Here is a 17,988-nt window from a genome sequence, read left to right on the forward strand (position 1 = left end):
TTACACACCAAGGATGGCGTCTTTTAGCGACGTTCGACAGCAAATTAGCCGGTTCTCCAGAATCGCGCCACTGATGCGGCGTGTTGCCGAGCGGGCCACTCGGAACACTAGGCCACACTGGGTGACAAGCCTTGTCGGCCGCTGGAACGCGTTGTCGCTGGCCACGCAGTTCCTGCTCGCGGGTGGTCTATTCTCCCTGTCGGCCATGGTGGTGGTGGGGATTTCAGTCACGAGCCACATAGAAGCCGTGGTCACGCAGAATTCGGCATCCGCTACGGCTCTTTACGTGGACAGCGTTATCGCGCCGCTGCTTCCGGATATGCGCAAGAGCGAAGTCCTCGACGAGAGCGTCGCCCACGCGCTCGATGAAACGCTGGGACAAGGGGCACTCGGCACAAGGCTCGAATCCTTCAAGCTCTGGCGTCGCGACGGAACCATCCTGTATTCGACCGACAAGACATTGATCGGCAAGCGCTTTGAACCCAGCGGCAATCTCCGCGCGGCGTTTGCAGGCCAAATGGTTTCGGAGTTCGACAAGCTCGACGATCCGGACAGCGAGGCCGAAAGAGCCAGCGGCTTGCATCTCCTCGAGATCTACAACCCGGTGCTGCAGCCATGGTCGGGGGAAGTGGTGGCCGTTTCGGAATTCTACGAGGTCGCCACTGATTTCGAAAGAAACCTGCATCAGGCACTTATTCGAACCTGGCTGGACGTTGCCGCCGTCACAACGGCCTTCTTTCTCGGGCTGTCGGCAATCGTGTTCCGTGGCAGCCGCACGATCAGTTCGCAGAGCCGCTCGTTGAAGCAGCGCATTGCTGAACTCTCCGACCTGCTTGCTCAAAACAGACTGTTGAGGCTGAAGGTGCAGCGTGCCTCGCAGCGCGCCACCGCACTCAACGAACGCTATCTCAGGCGCATCGGTGCGGACTTGCACGATGGGCCCGCGCAACTGGTTGCTCTCGCAGCGCTGGGGATCGACAGCCCCGTCATTGCCGATCCCGCTACGCCGTCAGCCGAACGTGCACAGGAATTGCTAGCCGTCAAAGCACATCTGGACGAAGCCATGCGCGAGATCAGGAGTATCAGCAAGGGCCTTGTCCTGCCGCATATCGAGCATGCCGAGTTGGCCGAAATTCTCGAGCTTGCCGTGCAAGCGCACGAAGAACGAACCGGAGCCAAAGTGGCGCTATCGATGACCGGCGGCCATGCGACGTTGTCGCCGGCGGCCAAGATCTGCATCTTCCGCTTCGTCCAGGAGGCGCTGAACAATGGATTTCGCCATGCCGGAGGTGAAGGTCAGTCGGTCGAGAAACATTTCGACGGCGAGCGCGTTTGTATCGAAGTGTCCGACGCCGGCCCTGGCTTTGACCCACAAATCGTGCGTCCCGAGAGGCTGGGGCTCGTTGGGCTGCGCGAGCGGGTGGAAAGCCTCGGGGGCCAGTTTACCGTGACTTCCTCACAAAGTGGCACGATCGTGAAAATGGCTCTCAACATCGTTGAAATGGGGCAGACATGACCGCAGCCATCAAGCTTGCCATCGTCGACGACCACCCTCTGTTCAGGGAAGGCGTTGTGCGCACGCTCGATCAGATCGGCGGATTCGAGATAGTCGGTGAAGGAAGCAGCAGAGATGACGCCCTGCGGATAATCGAAGACCAGCGGCCCGACATTCTGCTGATGGACATCTCGGTTCCCGGAGGTGGCCTTGGTGTGATCGGACCGGCCCTGGAGCGGCAGCCGGCATTGAAAATCGTGATGCTGACCGTTTCGGAAGAAAACCAGCACGTGATGACCGCGTTGCAGAGCGGGGCAAGGGGCTATGTTTTGAAGGGGGTCGGGTCGAGGACGTTGGCTGCGATCCTGCGCACGGTAGCGTCGGGCGAACGATATGTCTGTCCACAATTATCGGCGCGCCTGTTGGCCGATCTGTCGGCTCAATCAAAAGAGCCGGCGAAAGCTGACGGACTTGCCGAACTCACCAGCCGCGAAAGGGAGATCCTGACGCTGGTTGCCGCGGGACTGAGCAACAAGCGGATCGGGCTTCGGCTGAACCTGCATGAGAAAACGATAAAGCACCACATGACGCGAATCCTGGCCAAGCTCAACGTCAGCAACAGGACCGAAGCCGCAATGACGTTGCGCGACGCGACTGAGCGCCAGCATCCGCCTGTTCGCGATCATGCTTGAGCCAAAATTGCCGCACAGCGCAGCTATGTGAACTGGCCCTCAGTTGATCATTTCAAGCAATCTGTCCCGATCGGAACGCGTCGCCAGGCGCCGAATGATGGTGCGGCCCTTGGCATCCCGCATTTCATATTGGCCGCTGTCGATGCGTTCGCTGAGGCCGTTCGAATGCATCACGCCAATGCTCGGCCCACGCACCTCGACCCGGTCTCCTGTGGTCGCGTTGACAAAGAGTTTTGGCTTGCTGTCGGGGTTTACCGCAGGGGCGGGATCAGGGGGATTGTCGTCCTGCGACTTTGCTTTGCCCTTGCCGGCTCCAGCGTTCGAGTTTGAATTGCCGGAGTTTCCACCCGAATTGCCTGAATTCCCGTTCCCGTTTCCGCCATTGCCGTTGCCGTTCCCGCCGTCTTTGGCACAGGCGGCCTGCGGGCCGAGCGTCGGCGACGGTCCGTCGAACATGACGCGATACGGGCCTACGACGAGAATGAAGGTCAACACGATTACGGAAATACCGACACGACGTCCTCGTGAAGATCTGGTCCTTCGTCTCCGGGTCGTCATCAATGAACTTGCCAGTCGCATGTCGTAAATCCCCTTAATCATACGGACCTGTCGTGCTGCCTCCTGTTCGACTTCGTGTCATGCTTAAAACAATGGTTTGTATCCGGGACGTCAAGACCCACCAGTCCCACGATGGTAACTGGTGGGTCTCGCTGGCGCAGGAAGGGACTATTTACTGCGCAAGTCTTTTGCCTTCCGTTGGTTGCGTCTCTCGGTGATAGCGCCGACTTCCCACCGTCAGCCAACAATAAATCCAATGGCCGCGATCCCGAAACACAGGCCAAACAACGGAAAAAGCAGCCAACGTGCCTGATGAATGCTCGGGTCCATAGCGGCCTCCTGTACCAGTCGGCATCGCAACGGGGTTCTTTGGAACTCAGTTCCTGAAACTCTCGCATTTCGGGCTTTTGCGATAGCAGCCTCGGACCAAAGTTTGGCCGTGCAGGTCCTTGGTCGACAGTCTTACAGACTGAAGTCCCTATGCCAGGAGCAATGGACCCCGCCTTGCATTCGGCAACCTTTGTATCCGACTGGCAGCTGCGATCCACCGCTCCCTTCGAATGCTTTGCGTTCCTGGCACTATGGCAACAGCGACGTTGGTCCACTGCCATGTCGTTGAAACGTCACCAATACAGACCCATATGAAAGTTGCGTCGGACGTCTCCTCCCATTGCGTCCGGCGCGTTCCCCTCTGGAGGTTACAGACCTTCACGCTTGGCCGGGCTTAACAGTCCGGCCTTTTTCTTTGGTCATTTGTGCAGCAATCCGCCGGACGACTCCAATCTGCGAGGCGTCAGTAAAATCGATTTGCAAATGCATTCATGTGCTCATAACCTGTCACTATGAGCACGATTTCCAAAGTTGCCACGCGAGCGGGCGTGTCGCGCACGACAGTGTCGCATGTCATCAACCATGCGGACCGGGTATCGAAACCGCTGCGTGAGCGCGTACAAGCGGCGATCGACGAACTCGGTTATACGCCTAACCCGCAGGCGCAGAGCCTGCGCACCGGCCGCACCAACATCATCGCGATGCTGATCCCCGACATCCGCAACCCGTTCTACCCGGAGCTGGTGAAGACGGCGCAGTCGACGCTCGAAGTGGTCGGCCTCGACATGCTGATCTTCAACACCGACGTACCGGGCGGACATTCACAGGATCACGGCCGCGAGTATTTGCGCCAGATCGGGCGCAAGCGGGTCGACGGCGTCATCGTTGCCGACTTCGCGCTGCACGGCATGCACAGCGAGCTGCTCAACCTCGATCTGCCCGCCGTCTTCATCGGCAATCTCCCCAATCAAGCCGTCGACAGCGTCCAGCTGGACGATTTCGGCGGCGGCTATCTGATGGGCGAGTATCTGGCGAAGAGGGGCCATCGCCGCGTCGCCCATGTCACCGGGCCATCCTTTTTCAAGGAGGCGATGGCGCGTGCCGCGGGCTTCGAGAAAGGGCTTGCCGACAATGGCGTGCCAATCGCCGCCGATCTTCGGTTCGAGGGAAGCTATCTTGCCCCGTCAGGACGGGAGGCGGTCGCTTGGCTCCTGGACAAGCACGGCGGAAACCTGCCGTCGGCGATGTTCTTCGCCAATTATCTGATGGCCTCCGGTGCGCTGACTGAATTCTACGACTATGCGATTAATATCCCTCAGGATATCGCCATCGCGGTCTTCGATGACCTGCCTCAGCTGGAATATGTCAGGCCGAAGCTGACCCGTGTCGGCAACAGCCCGACAATGCTCGCCAAGCGCGCCACGGAAATGCTGCTCGAGCGCCTGGGCGGCAAAGTCGAGGGCGCGCCGCGCACCGAAGTGATCCCATGCGCGTTGAGCCCATCCGACAGCGCATGACGTCAAATGCCGGCAGAGGGAACGGAGGTCCTTCGCCAACGTTCGACCGAACAACACCCAGGGAGGAAATGATGACTGACAAAACGACCCTCAACCGCCGTCGGCTGATCCAGGGCGGCGCCACTTTCGCCGCCGCCGGCCTTACAGGCTTCCCGTTCATCAATAGGATGGCCTTGCGCGCTCAGGAAGCGCCGCTGAAATTCTGGCAGTTCTATGCGCCGGGCGGAGACGTGAAGCCACAGGTCCAGTGGTTCGAAAAGCTGGTGGCCGACTGGAACGACGGCCACGACCAGAAGGTCGAGCTCGAATATGTCGTCAACAGCGAATACATCTCCGGCTCCAAGCTGGCGACGGCCTTCGCGTCGGGCGAGGGCCCCGACATCTTCCTCATCAGCCCCGGCGATTTCCTGCGTTATTACAATGGCGGCGTACTGGCCGACCTGACGCCGCATATCGAGGATGCCGCGAAAGCCGATTTCCCGGAAAGCGTCATCGCCAACCGCATGGTCGACGGCAAGATCTACGGCGTGCCGATGGAGGTCGAGCCGATGGCCTTCTATTATTCGGTCAAAGCGTTCGAGGAAGCAAAGCTCAACGAAAACGACGTGCCGAAGACCTGGGACGAGTTGTTGGCGGTTGCCAAGAAGCTGACGACGCCCAACCGTTATGGCGTGCTGTTCGAAACGACGCCTGGCTATTACCAGAACTTCACCTGGTATCCGTTTCTGTGGCAGGGCGGCGGCGAATTCCAGGGTAAGGACGGCAAGAGCGCCTTCGATTCGGCGGCCACGGTCCAGGCGCTTAAACTCTGGCAGGATGCTATCAATACCGGTGTGGCGCCGCGTCAGGTGGTCGGCGGCGGCTTCGACATCGTCGCCAATCTCGGGGCAGGGCTGTGCGCCATGCAGAGCTGCGGCATCTGGGGCATTTCGGCGATGGACAACAACGCCAAGGACGTGCCCTACGGCATCTTCAAATTGCCGACACCTGCCAATGGCAAATATGTCACCGTCGGCGGTGGCTGGGCCTTCGTCGCCAATGCCGGGGGCAAGAACCCGGATGCTTCCGCCCAGTTCTGCGCCTGGGCGCTGGCCTCGATGGATCAGGGATCGATCGACCGGGTCGTCAACTGGTGCACGGTCGCCAAAAGCGACATGCCGCCGCGCAACAGCGCACTGAAGGCCGGCGCCGATGTCTTCAGCACGGGTAAGTTCGGCACCTTCGCCAAGGAAATCCACCCGGGAACGCGTGCCGAACCGCGGGTTCCGCCTGAAGCCTACAAGATCATCTCGGATGCCATCCAGTCGGCACAGCTTGGCGGGGTCGATGCCCAGCAGGCCGCGACGGCAGCCAGTCAGCAACTCGACGCGTTCCTCGCTTCCTATTCCGGCGCGCCGATCCTTTAGGTCCCCTTCCAGCATGCACGCAGACGAGATGAAATCGCCGGCCGCGGGCGCCAAATCCGCTCGCGGCCTTACCGCCAAGCAAAGGGAACGCTACGCCGCATGGCTGTTCGTCCTGCCCGATGCGCTCGGACTGCTGGTGTTCGTCGGCGTGCCGATGCTGCTGTCGCTCGCCGTCGGGTTTTTCGAGGTCAACGGCTTCGGCGGCTATAGATTCGTCGGGCTCGGCAATTATCGGCGCATGTGGAGCGATCCGCTGTTCTGGTCGTCGGTGAAGGTGACCGTGGCCTATGCCGTCATGCTGGTGCCGGCGCTCTACGCCGCCGGGCTGGGGCTGGCGCTTCTGGTGCAGAAGACCAACCGCTTCAACGCGGTCATGCGCTCGATGTTCTTTGCGCCGCAGATGGTCAGCCTGGTCGTCGTGGCGCTCGTCTGGCAACTCATGCTGGTCGAGAAGGTCGGCATCGTCAGCCGGCTGGCGCCGCTCGTCGGCCTCAGCGGAATTTCGCTGCTCGGCGATCCAAATCTGGCGCTGTTCACGCTGGTGCTGGTCAGCGTCTGGTTCCTGATGGGCTTTTACATGCTGATCTTCCTCGGCGGGCTCCAGGACATCCCGGCAGAGTATTACGAGGCCGCAAAGATCGACGGCGCCGGGCCGGTGACAAGCTTTTGGTACATTACCTTGCCCTTGCTCAAACCGACCAGCTTCTTCGTCCTCCTGGTCTCGCTGGTCGCGGCTGTCGCCGGCGGCCAGGTCTTCGACCTGATCTATGTGATGACCAAGGGCGGGCCCGTCAATTCGACCTCGGTGCTGATCATCTACATCTACAAGCAGGCGTTCCAGTTCGGCGCCTTCGGCTATGCATCGGCAATGGCATCGCTGCTGGTGCTGGCGCTGATGCTGGTCACGGTGTTCTTCTTCCTGCTGACGCGCGGCGGACGTTTCGAGCATGACTGACAGCCGAACTCCTTCCACGCGTTCGCAGATACGAGCGGCGAGGCTTGCCTGGATGCTGGCGACCGCGGCGCTTGGCCTGATGACGGTGTTCCCGCTTGTCTGGATGCTGGTCATCTCGCTCAAGCCGGCGAGCGACGTCTTCACGCCGAGCCTCATTCCGGAACAGCCGACGCTCGGCAATTTCCTCTATGTGCTGACCGAGGTGCCGTTCCTGCGCTACCTTTTCAACTCGTTCTTCGTGTCGGCGACGGTGACCGTCGCTGCGCTGTTCTTCCATTCGATGGCCGGCTATTCGCTCGCACGGCTGCGTTTTCCGGGCCGCGACATCCTGTTCCTCGCCATGTTCTCGACGTTCCTGGTGTCGCTACCGGTGATCATCGTGCCGCTGTTCATTTTGACGCGGACGCTGCACATGCTGGACAGCTATGCCGGGCTGATCATTCCGGCGATCTTCAACGCATTCGGCATCTTCCTGCTCAGGCAATACTACCTGTCGCTGCCGAGGGAGCTGGAAGAAGCGGCGATCATGGATGGCGCCAGCTATTGGCGCATCTATTGGAGCATCATCCTGCCGCTCAGCCGGCCGATCCTGTCGGCGTTGGCGATCCTGTTCTTTCTCGCCAACTGGAACGCTTTCCTGTGGCCGTTGACGATCACATCGGACCTCAACCTCTGGGTGGTGCAGGTTGCCATCGCAAACTTCAAGAGCCAGTACGCCGCCGCCTGGAATTATGTCATGGCCGCCTCGACCATCGTCGCCGTGCCGATGCTGGTCCTCTTCGTGATCTTCCAGCGCCAGATCATGGAATCCATCAAGACAAGCGGCCTGAAATAACCGCTGAAGCAAGAGGAGAAACACATGGATAATGCCGGCCTGTCGCCGCTTCGCGGGCTCGCCAAATTGCGCGATGCCAAAACCCGCCGGTTCTCAAGCTACGACCGCACCGGCGGCAATGACGACCGGCTGCATATTGAACCTGGCCAGACGCTGGTGATTGCCGAGCATTATGGTGCCGGCATCATCACGCATATCTGGGCGACGCTCGCCTGCAAGAGCGAGGACTTCCTGCGCAAGATCGTATTGCGCGCCTATTGGGATGGTGAAGAACATCCGAGCATCGAAACACCGATCGGCGATTTCTTCGGCATGGGCCATGCCCGCACCCGCAATTTTGCCAGCCTGCCGGTGCAGGCAAGTCCAGAGGATGGCAAGGCCTTCAACTGCTATTTTCCGATGCCGTTTGCCAGCCATATGCGCTTCACCGTCACCAATGAAGCTGAGGACGACCTGCTTTTCTATTACTATGTCGATCTCGAACTGCATGAGGAACTCGAGGAAGGCCTGGGCCGCTTCCACGCCCAATACAGGCAGCAGCGACCCGATGGCATCGACGAGACGGGGCTGGCCAACGAGCAGGTCCTGTTTGGCGGGGAAAATACCGACGGGAACGGCAACTACACCATCCTGGAGGCGGAGGGTCACGGCCACTATGTCGGCCTGCTCTATTCGGTCTATTCGCGGCGCCGTTCCCCTCTATGGGACTGGTATGGCGAGGGCGACGACATGATCTTCGTCGATGGCGAGCCGGGCATTTCCGTGCCGGATGCGGTGCGCAAGCCCGATCCGCGTATCGGCCCGAAGGCCGAACTGGTCGGCGATCGTGGCGAGACCAGCCCCGGCGCCAACGACGCATGGCCGCCGACGCTGCACGGCACCGGCACGGAAGATTATTTCAATACGGCATGGTGCCCGACACAGGACTACAGTGCGTCCTATCACGGCATCATCGCCGCCGGCGGGCCGAACTGGACCGAGCCGGTTACGCTCTATCGCTGGCACATAGAAGACCCGGTCATCTTTCACAAACGCATCCGGGTGACCATCGAGCACGGTCACGCCAATCGCCGCTCTGACGACATCTCGTCGGTCGCTTTCTGGTATCAGGCGGAACCGCACAAGCCGTTCGAAGAGCTTGCCGATGTCGAGGACCGCATCCCCACCTTTCGCGCGCCTTATCACAATTGGAACGCCGCCTTCGACGAGAAGAGGCGTTAGGCCGGGATGCGTTCGAGTTGAAGCGTGCATCCCGCGCTATCTGCGTCGGGGCGCGACCCTGCCGTAGCGCGCCGCCTCAGCTGCGAGGTGGAAGTTGCTGGACAGACCAGGTGTTGCCGTCGGGATCCTCAAAGAAGACAAATCTGCCCCAGGGAAAATCCTTGATATCGCTGACCACGATACCTTGAGCTGCCAGGTGCCGGTGTGCCTCATCAATATCGGGCACGACCAGTTGCAGGCCTCTTATGGATCCCGGGGGGCTGTCGACGAGGCCCTTGCCCATGGCAATCGAACAGGCCGAACCGGGCGGCGTCAATTGCACGAAACGTATCTCGTCGCTTACGGTGTGGTCGTGATCGAGATGAAAGCCGACCTTGCCGACATAAAAGGCGATTGCTCTATCGACATCCGATACGGGGACCGGGACCAGTTCCAGCTTCCAATCCATGACAGGCCTTTCGCAGCTTGATCGGCAAGTGGTGCCGAACACCGTGGACGACATCCGCCATCTTCCCAATGCCATTGTCGGCGCGGGCCGCTCATTCAGTCAAGAGATGTCCGGCAAGAGATATCCGGTTCGGGCAACGTGAGGACTGGTCTCATTGCCGGCCTAGACGGCGAGGCGTTCGGAACCGATGAGCGCAAGCCCAGTTAGGGGGACAAAGACGCATTTCGGATCAGCAGAGACGGCTTTCATGATCGGAACGCAGATGGCCGGATACGACCATGGGAAGGTTGCGCGCGCCGTTGACGTTCGAAGAGCTGCGCGCCTCGAGACGGCGCTCACCGAAGCTGGCGAAGCTCGTCGGCAGCGAAGCCGAAGCGCCAAGAGCAGACCTGACGCAAAGAGGCTCTCCGACCTAAACCGGCTTCCATCGCTTTGCCAGGCTATTTTCACAGGACCACGAAACAATTGTCTCCGGTCGCCGTTTCGCCCGCAGAACCTTTCGAGGAGGCGACGATGAGCACAACCGGCTTGGACGTTTTTGACAAAACGCTGCAACTAACAAACATCTGGCTCGACGAGATCATGGCGGATCTTGGTCCAGATCGCCACGTCGCCTGGCACACATTGGGCGCCGTTCTGCGAACCCTGCGGGACAGGCTACAGATCGGACTGGCGGCCAAATTGGGAGCCGAACTGCCGCTGCTCGTGCGCGGCGCCTACTATGATCGCTATCGGCCCGCCGACATGCCCGACAAGACACGCTCGCTCGAGGAGTTCCTGCAACACATCGCCGATGAATTGAAATCGACCCGTCCTGTCGATCCCGAGGATGCAGTACGCTCGGTATTTCGCGTGCTTGCACGGCATATCGACCTTGGCCAGTCGGCAAAGGTGCGAGATGCGCTGCCAAAGGAAATCCAGGCGCTCTGGCCTGAAAGCGTAGGCGTCAAATAGCGGCGATCCTGCTCATGCGGACGTGCGACGGACCAACTGCCACGAAACGCTGAAAAGGGTAGGTATTGCGCCCGGTGTTGCCGAAATCAATGAGATCAGATGATCGGCAAAATGGTCGTAGTGGGCCGTTTCAGGACCGATCGTCGTCAATGCCGTATGACGCCCTCGTCGATATTGCCACACCCGATGACCGCTATGTCGCCCGGCACGGAGAGCCCGGCCTCCTCGAATGCGTGCAGGGCGGTCACGGCGGCAAGATCGGATTCGACGAAAAGCGCGGTCGGCCGGTCCATGCGGGCGGCCAGCGCCGTGACATTGGCAAACGCAGCCTTGCGCGCCTCTGCACCGCCGATCACAAGGTCATCTCGCAGCGGAAGGCCGCGTGCTTGCAGGAAGCTGTGATAGGCGGCGTGACGGCTTCCGTTCACCGCTTGGGGGTTTAGAAACCTGCCGACGGTGTCCAGGTCGTCACGAACGCCGCACGATGTGTTCCGCAAGGCGATGGGCCTCCTCGGCAATCGCCAATATTATGCCTGATTTGCGCGTGGAGGCGAAATCCAACCCGGCGAAGTAGATGCCTGGCAGGGCGGCCACGCCATCCTCGTGAACAGGCTGTCCTTCCGGGTCGAGCAGACCGGAAAGCCTCACCCAACTGAAATCGCCCTTGAATCCGGTGCACCACACCACGGTCGTGATGCCGGACTCGGCAGCATCAAGAGAACGGACAGCCGGATTCGGCAGCTGCGCTGCGACAGTCTCCGCTGGGTCGGGTTCCGAAACGGGGGCATCGATTCCGGAGCGGCTGATGTATTCGTCGATATAGCGTTTGACGTTGGCGGAGGCCTCATCCGCAAAACGAACATGCTCTTCGAGATCGTCGGCGAATGACAGACGGCCGTCATCTTCGACGCCTGCGAACCGCCCCAGCAGCACGACACCTTGGGCGCCCAGCCCTTGCAGGCTTATCGTGTGTTCTACCCCAAGCAGACCACGAGGTGGAATGCGCCCCGCAAGTCGAATGATCTCGTCTCGACGCACGTCGAGAAATCCGCTTTCGACGAGCCAGAGCATGATGTCGCGACCTCTGTAGTGCCGCGAGAGCCGCCCGACCCGGCTGGTGGCAAGGAAGACTGTTCGGCCTGCTTCCGCCAGTTCTTCCGCGATCTGGGCACCGGACTGGCCGCTTCCGACCACCAGCACCGCTCCAGCCGGGAGATCAGCGGCGCTGCGATAATCAGAAGCATCGATCTGGCGCAGGCCCGGCGGCAACGCAGCGGCCCAAACTGGGCGCACCGGACAATTCAAGTTGCCGCTGGCGATCACCACGTTGCGTGCCAAAAGTGTTCCGCGCGAGGTGATCAGCCGATAGCCGCCATTCTCGTGCCCGCCGGCGAGCTCGGTCACCACAGTGTCCGGTTCGACCGGCAATTCGTTTCGCCTGGCGAAATCCTCAAGCAGGGCGACGAACTGGTTGCGCGTCAGGGCACCGAACGGATCCGAACCGTCATAGCAGTCGCCGGGCATGACGGTCTGCACGTTGGGCGTATTCATCCGGAAGGAATCCCACCGCTGGGTGCGCCAGGTCTCTCCGATGCGGCCGCGCTCCAATACGGCATGGCGCAAGCCTTGCCGAGCCAGCGAATAGCTGACGCCCAGACCGGCCCAGCCGGCCCCGACTACTACTGCATCAAGGACGTTGGCATTATCCGTCATTTGCCGCGGATCCGGAGGCTAGCGCCGTTGCAGCGCTGTGAGGCGGCACTGGCGCCATCAGCGTAACGCCTCTGCCAACGGACAACCGCCAAACAGCGGCCGATGCTGCCCGAACCCATCCCCTCGATCTGCATGGTTTCGCCCCCGACGCGATGGCACGATAACAGTTTTATCGGGTCACGGCACGATCAAATACTCATCCGAAACCGGCAATGGTTGCGGCTTAACCTGGAAAGATTGTGAAACCGCCATCGACACGGATTACCTGCCCGTTGATGAAGCGCGCGCGCGGACCGGCGAGGAAGGCCACCGCTTCGGCGATCTCTTCAGGCTCCGCATACCGGTTCAGCGATTTCTTGCTCGAATCCATGCGCTGCGGATCGACCACGCGACTCGCCTGGAACCGTGCCGTCTTGGTGGCGCCAGGGCTTACCGCATTGACGCGTACGCCATCGTCGATCAATTCCTTGGCGAGGCAGCGCGTATAATGGACGACGGCCGCCTTAAGCGTTGAGTAGACCACCTCGGGTGAGCAGCCGATATGCGCTGCCGCCGAGGCGATGTTGATCACCGAGCCCGAGCCCCGCTTGACCATCGGCGGAACGAACGCCTGGCAAACCAACATCGTGCCGATGAGATTGTTCTCGGTTAGAACCTTGATGTCGTCGTAGTCGATGTCGAGTGCGTTGTTGGGACTGGGCTTTACGCCCTTGGCGCCGATGTCGCCGCCGGCGCAGTTGACCAGAATGTGCACGTCGCCGAGGTCCGCCTCGATCTTCCTCTTCATTTCGGCGACAGCTTGCTTGTCGCCTATATTGCCGGTGACCGCGGTCACCCGTGTCCCATGCTTCTCCAAGCCCCGGGCAGAGTCGCCGAGGTCCGCGAATTCACCATATTGAGATGGCCGGGCCCAATCGAGGTCGTGGACCGCGACGTTTGCGCCAAGTTCGGCCAAGCGGTCGGCCATCACGCGGCCGAGGCCGCGTCCCGAGCCGGTGACGAAGGCGGTCAGGCCGCTGAGGTCTCGGGTGGTCATGCTGATCTCTCCATTGCAATGAAACCGAACTTCTTCATATTGGCGGCGCTGCGGCGGATCATGTCGAGCTCATACGAAACGAGCGCGCCGTCATTGTCGCGCTCCCATGGCGTGCGGTAGTCGGCGTCGTCCGCAAGACGGTTCGCGCGCGCAGCACTCAGGCAGGCCGCGAACTCGCGTGCGGTCTTCGGCGCATATCCGTTCCACCAGTCGTCCGTGAGACAGCGAACGTGACGGGCCTCCAGCGCGCCCGGTTCGAGCACCGCCGTCAGCGTGTCGTGGTGCTCGCCAAGGATGGCTGCCAGTTCGCCAAAAGGCACGGCGCCGTCGCCGATCGCGCAGCGGACCAGACGGTAGCCCTCATCCGTGAACTGCACGCGATAGTCCTTGAGGTGAACGTGGCGGACATAGGGTGCGATCCGCTGCGTGAAGGCAAGCGGCGCCTCGCCGACAGGAAAAGTGTTGCCGGTGTCGTAGGTGATGCCGACGCCCGGTCCGCCGAGCTCGCAGAACGCGACCAGTTCGTCGCTGCCGAAGTCCTGATGGTTCTCGATGCCGAGTACCCGGCCCTCGGCCGCCGCACGCGGTCCCCAATCTGTCAACGCAGCGCGGATCGTCGTATTGAACTCACTCCATTTCCGGCCCCAGGCGTTGCGGTCGCCGCACAGGACAGGCGTCAGTGCGATACGGATCGTCGTCGCCTCGAGCAGGCGCGCAGCCCGAAATGCGTTGTCCAGCGGACCTGCCACCAGCAGCCCGCCGCTCACCACGGGGACAATATCGAGCGCACTCATACGCTTGCGCAGCGCGACGATTTCGGCATCCGGCAAGTCGGTCAACCAGGGTTCGTAGATCTCGAGCGTGCGTGCGCCCAGTTCCTGCGCCAGCGCGATGAAGCCTTCCAGTCCCACGCCGTCCGGATTGTGCCGCGGCGTGCCACGGCCCTGCAGTCCGAGATAGTAGGTCAGTCCGTAGGGGTTGAGGCCGAGACGAAGCATCAGCTTGGCGGTTCCAATGGAGGGCGGAGAGGGGTCACTAGCGCAGGCCGGCATCGACGGTGATGGACTGCTTCGTGATCATGCGGCTGTCATCCGCTGCCAGGAAGAGCACGGTCCGTGCAATCTCCTCGCCCAGGAGGACGCGACGGATCAATTGCCGCTGCACCGTCTGGTCGACTGCCTCCTGCGTCTTGAACCACAGCTCGCGCTGCCGCTCGGTCATGACGGCGCCGGGTTCGACTGCATTGACGCGGATGTTGTCGGGTCCGAACGACCGCGCCAACGCACGCGTCAGCGCCACCACAGCCCCTTTGGCGGTGGCGTAGGCCACCATCTGGTCCGCTCCGAAACGCCAGGCAATGGAGGAGAAGTTTATGATCGAGCCGAAGCCGAGTTCCTGCATATGCGGATGCACAGCTTGAGCGGCGAAGAAGTGATGCCGGAGATTGATGTCGAAGCTGCGGTCCCAATATTCGGCCGTCACTGCGTCGATGGGATGGCGCTGATCATTGGCAGCGTTATTCACCAGGACGGCGACCGGACCAAGCCGCGCGCGCACGCCTTCTACCGACGCCTTTAACGCATCGACGTCGGTCACGTCGCAATGGAGATATAAGGGAGCCCGCCCGGCGGCACCGCCGAGCTCGCGCAGCAACGCCTCCGCTGGTTCGTCCTGCACATCGAGAAAGGCTACCCGGGCGCCATTCGAGGCGAAGGCGCGGACCATATCGGCGCCGATGCCGGAGGCGCCGCCGGAGATCAGCACGACCCGATCGGCCAAGCTCGGATAGGTTGCGAATTGTACGGACATCAAATTACAGAAGCGCCTTGGTTGTTGGATCGAACAGGCAGGCGCGCGACATATCGATGCCCAGCGTTATCGTCTCGCCCATGACGGGAGCGTCGTCCGGCTCGAAGCGGCCGGTGATCTCCAGGTCACCCAGCCTGAGCACGGCAAGCGTCTCGGCCCCGGTCGGCTCGACCAGCTCGACCGGCGCCTGCATGGACGCCACAGCAGGTTTGCGCGACTTCAGGTCGGTCGTGAAACGGTAGATGTGTTCCGGCCGGATACCGAGCACGACGTCCTTTGGCGCACCGGCGGGCATCGGCGCAGCAAGGGCAAGGCTGGCGTCGCTGCCGTCAGCGGCGCGTACCGAGATGCTGGTCGAGCCGGTAAGCCGCGCCGGGATGAAATTCATCGCCGGCGATCCCATGAAACCGGCAACGAACATGTTTGTCGGCCGGTCGTAGATCCGCTTCGGCGTGTCGAACTGCTGTACCGAGCCCTGGTTCATCACCGCAATGCGGGATGCAAGCGTCATCGCCTCGACCTGATCGTGGGTGACATACACCGTGGTCTTGCCGACGCGATGGTGGAGCTTCTTGATTTCGGTACGCATGTCGACGCGCAGTTTGGCGTCGAGATTGGACAGGGGCTCGTCGAACAAAAACAGCTTCGGGTCGCGGACGAGGGCACGCCCCATCGCAACGCGCTGCCGCTGGCCGCCCGAGAGCTGGCCAGGCTTGCGTTTAAGCAGCTGTTCGATCTGCAGGAGTGCGGCAACGCGCTGGACAGCTTCCGCTTGCACCGCTTTGGGCACGCCGCGGCTTTCCATGCCGAAGGTGATGTTCTGGCGCACCGTCATCGTGGGATAGAGGGCGTATGACTGGAACACCATCGCAATGTCGCGGTCCTTGGGTTGCACCGAGTTCACCAGCCGGTCGCCGATCCAAATCTCTCCCGACGTGACGGTTTCCAGGCCGGCAATCATGGCGAGCAAGGTTGACTTGCCGCAACCCGACGGACCGACAAGCGCGACGAATTCTCCGGTCTTAGCCTCGAGATTGATGCCGGAAAGAATCTCGAGCGAGCCGTAGCTCTTGTGAAGGTTGCGGATCATCAACGCGGACATGGGCGACGCCTCATTTGATGGCGCCCTGCGTGAGGCCGCGCACGAAGTATTTGCCACCGAACAGATAGATCAGCAGCGGTGGCAACGCGCCGATCAGCACGGCTGCGCTCATCACATCGTAAGCACGTGCGGTCGTGCCGCCGGCCGTGAGCGCGACCAACGCCGCCGTAATCGGCTGCTGCTGGCCCGACGTGAAGACGACGCCGAACAGATACTCGTTCCAGATGCCGGTGAACTGCCAGATGACGGTGACAATCAGAATGGGCGGCGACAGGGGCAGGATGATCTTGCGGAAGATTCGCCAGAAGCCGGCGCCGTCAATGCGCGCCGCCTTGATAAGGTCGTCCGGTATGCTGACGTAGAAATTGCGGCAGAACAGGGTGGTGAACGAGATGCCCTGGACGACGTGGATCAACACCAGCCCATATGTGGAATTGGTCAGGCCGAGCTTGCCGAGCAGGAACGCCCACGGCATCAGCGAAATCTGGCCGGGCATGAATACGCCGAGCAGCATCAGATTGAAGATCAGTTCGGAACCCCTGAAGCGCCATTTGGAGAGGATGTAGCCGTTCATGGCGCCGAGAATGGTTGAGATGATTGTGGCGGGGATCGTCATCGCCAGCGAGTTGAAGAAATTGCGCTTCATGCCCTCGCAGGTACCGCTGACACAGTAGGATCCCCAGGCCTGCGCCCACGCATCGAACCGGAAGCTGCGAGGTACGGAGATGAGGCCGTTGCGGGCAATCTCCGACTGCTCGCGCAATGAGTTGAAGATCACCACCAGCAACGGCACGAGATAGACCATCGCGAAAAGCGCCAGCACGGCATAAACAAGGAAGCGGCTCCAGAAATGCCGGCGCGTGGCTGCGGCAGCTTCCGGATCAAAGCCGGTCGGATTGGGGCGGGCCGGGTCAAAGCTGGCATTGGGGGCAATTTCAGCCATTGCGGCCCTCCGCCCGCCGGCGCCAGACGATCCACAACGAGTACGGCACCAGCACCACCGCGACTGCCGCGAGCATCATCATCGCCGCGGCGGCACCCTCGCCGATTTGCCCGCGCTGGAACATCAGGTCGTAGACATAGATGGCGGGGAAGGTGGTGGACACGCCTGGCCCACCCCGCGTCAACGCCGCCACCAGGTCGAAGGTCTTGATGGCGAATTGTATCTGAATGACCGCCACCGCCAGGAATATCGGGGCGATGGTGGGCAGGATGACCCTGCGATAGGTCCGGAAAACCGACGCGCCGTCGATTTGCGCGGCTTTGACGAGATCCGGATCGACCGACCGCAGACCGGCCAGGAAAAGTGCCATCGCGAAGCCGGACGACTGCCAGATACCGGTTATGATCACCGCATAGATCGCCGTGTTGCGGTTGGCCGTCAGGGCGAAGCTGAAGTCGGTCCAGCCAAGCCCGCGAACGAAGGCCTGGATACCGTCGACAGGGTTATAGAGCCAGCTCCACACCGTACCGGTGACGATGAAGGACACCGCCAACGGATAGAGGAAGATAGTGCGCCAAACCGCCTCGCCGCGGACGCGCTGGTCGATCGCGATCGCGAGCAGCAGGCCAACCGCCATCGAGCCAACGATATAGAAGCCGCTGAACAGGAAGAGATTCGTATAGGCGATGTTCCAGCGCCGGTTTGCCCAGAGCGAAGCGTAATTGTCGAGGCCGACGAACCCATAGGTCGGCAACAGCGACGAATTGGACAGCGAGATGTAGAGCGTCCAGAGCGTGAAGACGAAAACATAGACGAAGCTCGCCGCTATCGACGGCGCCAGCACCAGAATGGGCACCATCGTGCCAAGGCGCTCGCGCCACGGACGGGTCGTGGCGGCTGCGGCCGGTACAATCAGGTCATGGGTGGACATCGGGCTGCTCCGGCGAAGTCAGGCCGGGCGCTTCGCCCCCGGC

The 17,988-nt window shown here is 61.3% G+C and carries 18 protein-coding genes; 8 read left to right on the plus strand and 10 right to left on the minus strand.

Annotated elements, in window-relative coordinates; genetic code table 11:
* The first annotated feature begins 73 nt into the window (after positions 1-73).
* Positions 74-1,516: a sensor histidine kinase gene (locus NKJ93_RS18905; protein ID WP_352482096.1), complete on the plus strand. Its 1,443-nt coding sequence runs from the start codon at positions 74-76 to the stop codon at positions 1,514-1,516.
* Positions 1,513-2,187, plus strand: a complete 675-nt coding sequence (locus NKJ93_RS18910; RefSeq protein ID WP_352482007.1) for a LuxR C-terminal-related transcriptional regulator — start codon at positions 1,513-1,515, stop codon at positions 2,185-2,187. The genes NKJ93_RS18905 and NKJ93_RS18910 overlap by 4 nt, the downstream gene beginning before the upstream one ends.
* Positions 2,188-2,226: 39 nt before the next feature.
* On the opposite strand, the gene NKJ93_RS18915 is transcribed toward NKJ93_RS18910, so the two are convergent.
* Complete coding sequence (locus tag NKJ93_RS18915) at positions 2,227-2,679, minus strand: hypothetical protein (protein ID WP_352590692.1); 453 nt, start codon at positions 2,677-2,679, stop codon at positions 2,227-2,229.
* A gap of 908 nt (positions 2,680-3,587) precedes the next feature.
* Here NKJ93_RS18915 and NKJ93_RS18920 point away from each other — a divergent pair.
* The 5 genes from NKJ93_RS18920 to NKJ93_RS18940 all read left to right on the plus strand — a co-directional run bounded on the left by NKJ93_RS18920 (position 3,588) and on the right by NKJ93_RS18940 (position 9,009).
* Entirely contained in the window at positions 3,588-4,592 is a 1,005-nt protein-coding gene (locus tag NKJ93_RS18920) for a LacI family DNA-binding transcriptional regulator (protein ID WP_352590695.1), read from the plus strand.
* Positions 4,593-4,663: 71 nt separating this feature from the next.
* Positions 4,664-5,998: an ABC transporter substrate-binding protein gene (locus NKJ93_RS18925; RefSeq protein ID WP_023720276.1), complete on the plus strand. Its 1,335-nt coding sequence runs from the start codon at positions 4,664-4,666 to the stop codon at positions 5,996-5,998.
* A gap of 28 nt (positions 5,999-6,026) precedes the next feature.
* Positions 6,027-6,953: a carbohydrate ABC transporter permease gene (locus NKJ93_RS18930; protein ID WP_031194369.1), complete on the plus strand. Its 927-nt coding sequence runs from the start codon at positions 6,027-6,029 to the stop codon at positions 6,951-6,953.
* Positions 6,946-7,788: a carbohydrate ABC transporter permease gene (locus NKJ93_RS18935; protein WP_023720278.1), complete on the plus strand. Its 843-nt coding sequence runs from the start codon at positions 6,946-6,948 to the stop codon at positions 7,786-7,788. Before NKJ93_RS18930 ends, NKJ93_RS18935 begins: the two co-directional genes overlap by 8 nt.
* A gap of 24 nt (positions 7,789-7,812) precedes the next feature.
* The gene (locus tag NKJ93_RS18940) at positions 7,813-9,009 is read left to right on the plus strand and encodes a glycoside hydrolase family 172 protein (RefSeq protein WP_352590698.1); all 1,197 of its coding nucleotides are present in this window, start codon (positions 7,813-7,815) and stop codon (positions 9,007-9,009) included.
* A gap of 76 nt (positions 9,010-9,085) precedes the next feature.
* Here the strand turns inward: NKJ93_RS18940 and NKJ93_RS18945 are convergent, their stop codons facing one another.
* Complete coding sequence (locus tag NKJ93_RS18945; protein ID WP_352494756.1) at positions 9,086-9,457, minus strand: VOC family protein; 372 nt, start codon at positions 9,455-9,457, stop codon at positions 9,086-9,088.
* 513 nt (positions 9,458-9,970) lie between these two features.
* Here NKJ93_RS18945 and NKJ93_RS18950 point away from each other — a divergent pair.
* Positions 9,971-10,411 (plus strand): DUF2267 domain-containing protein, encoded by a 441-nt coding sequence (locus NKJ93_RS18950; RefSeq protein WP_023720283.1) that lies wholly within the window; start codon positions 9,971-9,973, stop codon positions 10,409-10,411.
* A 146-nt stretch (positions 10,412-10,557) separates the two neighbouring features.
* On the opposite strand, the gene NKJ93_RS18955 is transcribed toward NKJ93_RS18950, so the two are convergent.
* The 8 genes from NKJ93_RS18955 to NKJ93_RS18990 all read right to left on the minus strand — a co-directional run bounded on the left by NKJ93_RS18955 (position 10,558) and on the right by NKJ93_RS18990 (position 17,945).
* Positions 10,558-10,839 (minus strand): substrate-binding domain-containing protein, encoded by a 282-nt coding sequence (locus NKJ93_RS18955; RefSeq protein WP_352590733.1) that lies wholly within the window; start codon positions 10,837-10,839, stop codon positions 10,558-10,560.
* 40 nt (positions 10,840-10,879) lie between these two features.
* The gene (locus NKJ93_RS18960) at positions 10,880-12,124 is read right to left on the minus strand and encodes a flavin-containing monooxygenase (protein WP_352482017.1); all 1,245 of its coding nucleotides are present in this window, start codon (positions 12,122-12,124) and stop codon (positions 10,880-10,882) included.
* Positions 12,125-12,347: 223 nt separating this feature from the next.
* Positions 12,348-13,160 carry an SDR family NAD(P)-dependent oxidoreductase gene (locus NKJ93_RS18965; RefSeq protein WP_023720285.1) on the minus strand — a complete coding sequence of 271 codons (813 nt, stop codon included), beginning with the start codon at positions 13,158-13,160 and terminating at the stop codon, positions 12,348-12,350.
* Entirely contained in the window at positions 13,157-14,158 is a 1,002-nt protein-coding gene (locus NKJ93_RS18970; protein WP_023720286.1) for a sugar phosphate isomerase/epimerase family protein, read from the minus strand. The genes NKJ93_RS18965 and NKJ93_RS18970 overlap by 4 nt, the downstream gene beginning before the upstream one ends.
* Before the next feature lie 37 nt (positions 14,159-14,195).
* The gene (locus NKJ93_RS18975) at positions 14,196-14,969 is read right to left on the minus strand and encodes an SDR family NAD(P)-dependent oxidoreductase (RefSeq protein WP_023720287.1); all 774 of its coding nucleotides are present in this window, start codon (positions 14,967-14,969) and stop codon (positions 14,196-14,198) included.
* Positions 14,970-14,973: 4 nt separating this feature from the next.
* Positions 14,974-16,071 carry an ABC transporter ATP-binding protein gene (locus tag NKJ93_RS18980; RefSeq protein WP_023720288.1) on the minus strand — a complete coding sequence of 366 codons (1,098 nt, stop codon included), beginning with the start codon at positions 16,069-16,071 and terminating at the stop codon, positions 14,974-14,976.
* Positions 16,072-16,081: 10 nt separating this feature from the next.
* Entirely contained in the window at positions 16,082-17,014 is a 933-nt protein-coding gene (locus tag NKJ93_RS18985; RefSeq protein WP_023720289.1) for a carbohydrate ABC transporter permease, read from the minus strand.
* Positions 17,007-17,945, minus strand: a complete 939-nt coding sequence (locus tag NKJ93_RS18990; RefSeq protein ID WP_352482018.1) for a carbohydrate ABC transporter permease — start codon at positions 17,943-17,945, stop codon at positions 17,007-17,009. The genes NKJ93_RS18985 and NKJ93_RS18990 overlap by 8 nt, the downstream gene beginning before the upstream one ends.
* Positions 17,946-17,988 lie beyond the last annotated feature (43 nt).

The sequence above is a fragment of the Mesorhizobium sp. M0028 genome (assembly GCF_040323855.1).
Taxonomy (GTDB): domain Bacteria; phylum Pseudomonadota; class Alphaproteobacteria; order Rhizobiales; family Rhizobiaceae; genus Mesorhizobium.

Excerpts from the sequence above, each read along its gene's own strand:
- NKJ93_RS18960 (WP_352482017.1), bottom strand. The coding sequence starts at position 12,124 with ATGACGGATAATGCCAACGTCCTTGATGCAGTAGTAGTCGGGGCCGGC.
- NKJ93_RS18925 (WP_023720276.1), top strand. The coding sequence starts at position 4,664 with ATGACTGACAAAACGACCCTCAACCGCCGTCGGCTGATCCAGGGCGGC.
- NKJ93_RS18945 (WP_352494756.1), bottom strand. The coding sequence starts at position 9,457 with ATGGATTGGAAGCTGGAACTGGTCCCGGTCCCCGTATCGGATGTCGAT.
- NKJ93_RS18950 (WP_023720283.1), top strand. The coding sequence starts at position 9,971 with ATGAGCACAACCGGCTTGGACGTTTTTGACAAAACGCTGCAACTAACA.
- NKJ93_RS18910 (WP_352482007.1), top strand. The coding sequence starts at position 1,513 with ATGACCGCAGCCATCAAGCTTGCCATCGTCGACGACCACCCTCTGTTC.
- NKJ93_RS18965 (WP_023720285.1), bottom strand. The coding sequence starts at position 13,160 with ATGACCACCCGAGACCTCAGCGGCCTGACCGCCTTCGTCACCGGCTCG.
- NKJ93_RS18920 (WP_352590695.1), top strand. The coding sequence starts at position 3,588 with ATGAGCACGATTTCCAAAGTTGCCACGCGAGCGGGCGTGTCGCGCACG.
- NKJ93_RS18940 (WP_352590698.1), top strand. The coding sequence starts at position 7,813 with ATGGATAATGCCGGCCTGTCGCCGCTTCGCGGGCTCGCCAAATTGCGC.
- NKJ93_RS18980 (WP_023720288.1), bottom strand. The coding sequence starts at position 16,071 with ATGTCCGCGTTGATGATCCGCAACCTTCACAAGAGCTACGGCTCGCTC.
- NKJ93_RS18930 (WP_031194369.1), top strand. The coding sequence starts at position 6,027 with ATGAAATCGCCGGCCGCGGGCGCCAAATCCGCTCGCGGCCTTACCGCC.
- NKJ93_RS18990 (WP_352482018.1), bottom strand. The coding sequence starts at position 17,945 with ATGTCCACCCATGACCTGATTGTACCGGCCGCAGCCGCCACGACCCGT.
- NKJ93_RS18970 (WP_023720286.1), bottom strand. The coding sequence starts at position 14,158 with ATGCTTCGTCTCGGCCTCAACCCCTACGGACTGACCTACTATCTCGGA.
- NKJ93_RS18985 (WP_023720289.1), bottom strand. The coding sequence starts at position 17,014 with ATGGCTGAAATTGCCCCCAATGCCAGCTTTGACCCGGCCCGCCCCAAT.
- NKJ93_RS18935 (WP_023720278.1), top strand. The coding sequence starts at position 6,946 with ATGACTGACAGCCGAACTCCTTCCACGCGTTCGCAGATACGAGCGGCG.
- NKJ93_RS18905 (WP_352482096.1), top strand. The coding sequence starts at position 74 with ATGCGGCGTGTTGCCGAGCGGGCCACTCGGAACACTAGGCCACACTGG.
- NKJ93_RS18975 (WP_023720287.1), bottom strand. The coding sequence starts at position 14,969 with ATGTCCGTACAATTCGCAACCTATCCGAGCTTGGCCGATCGGGTCGTG.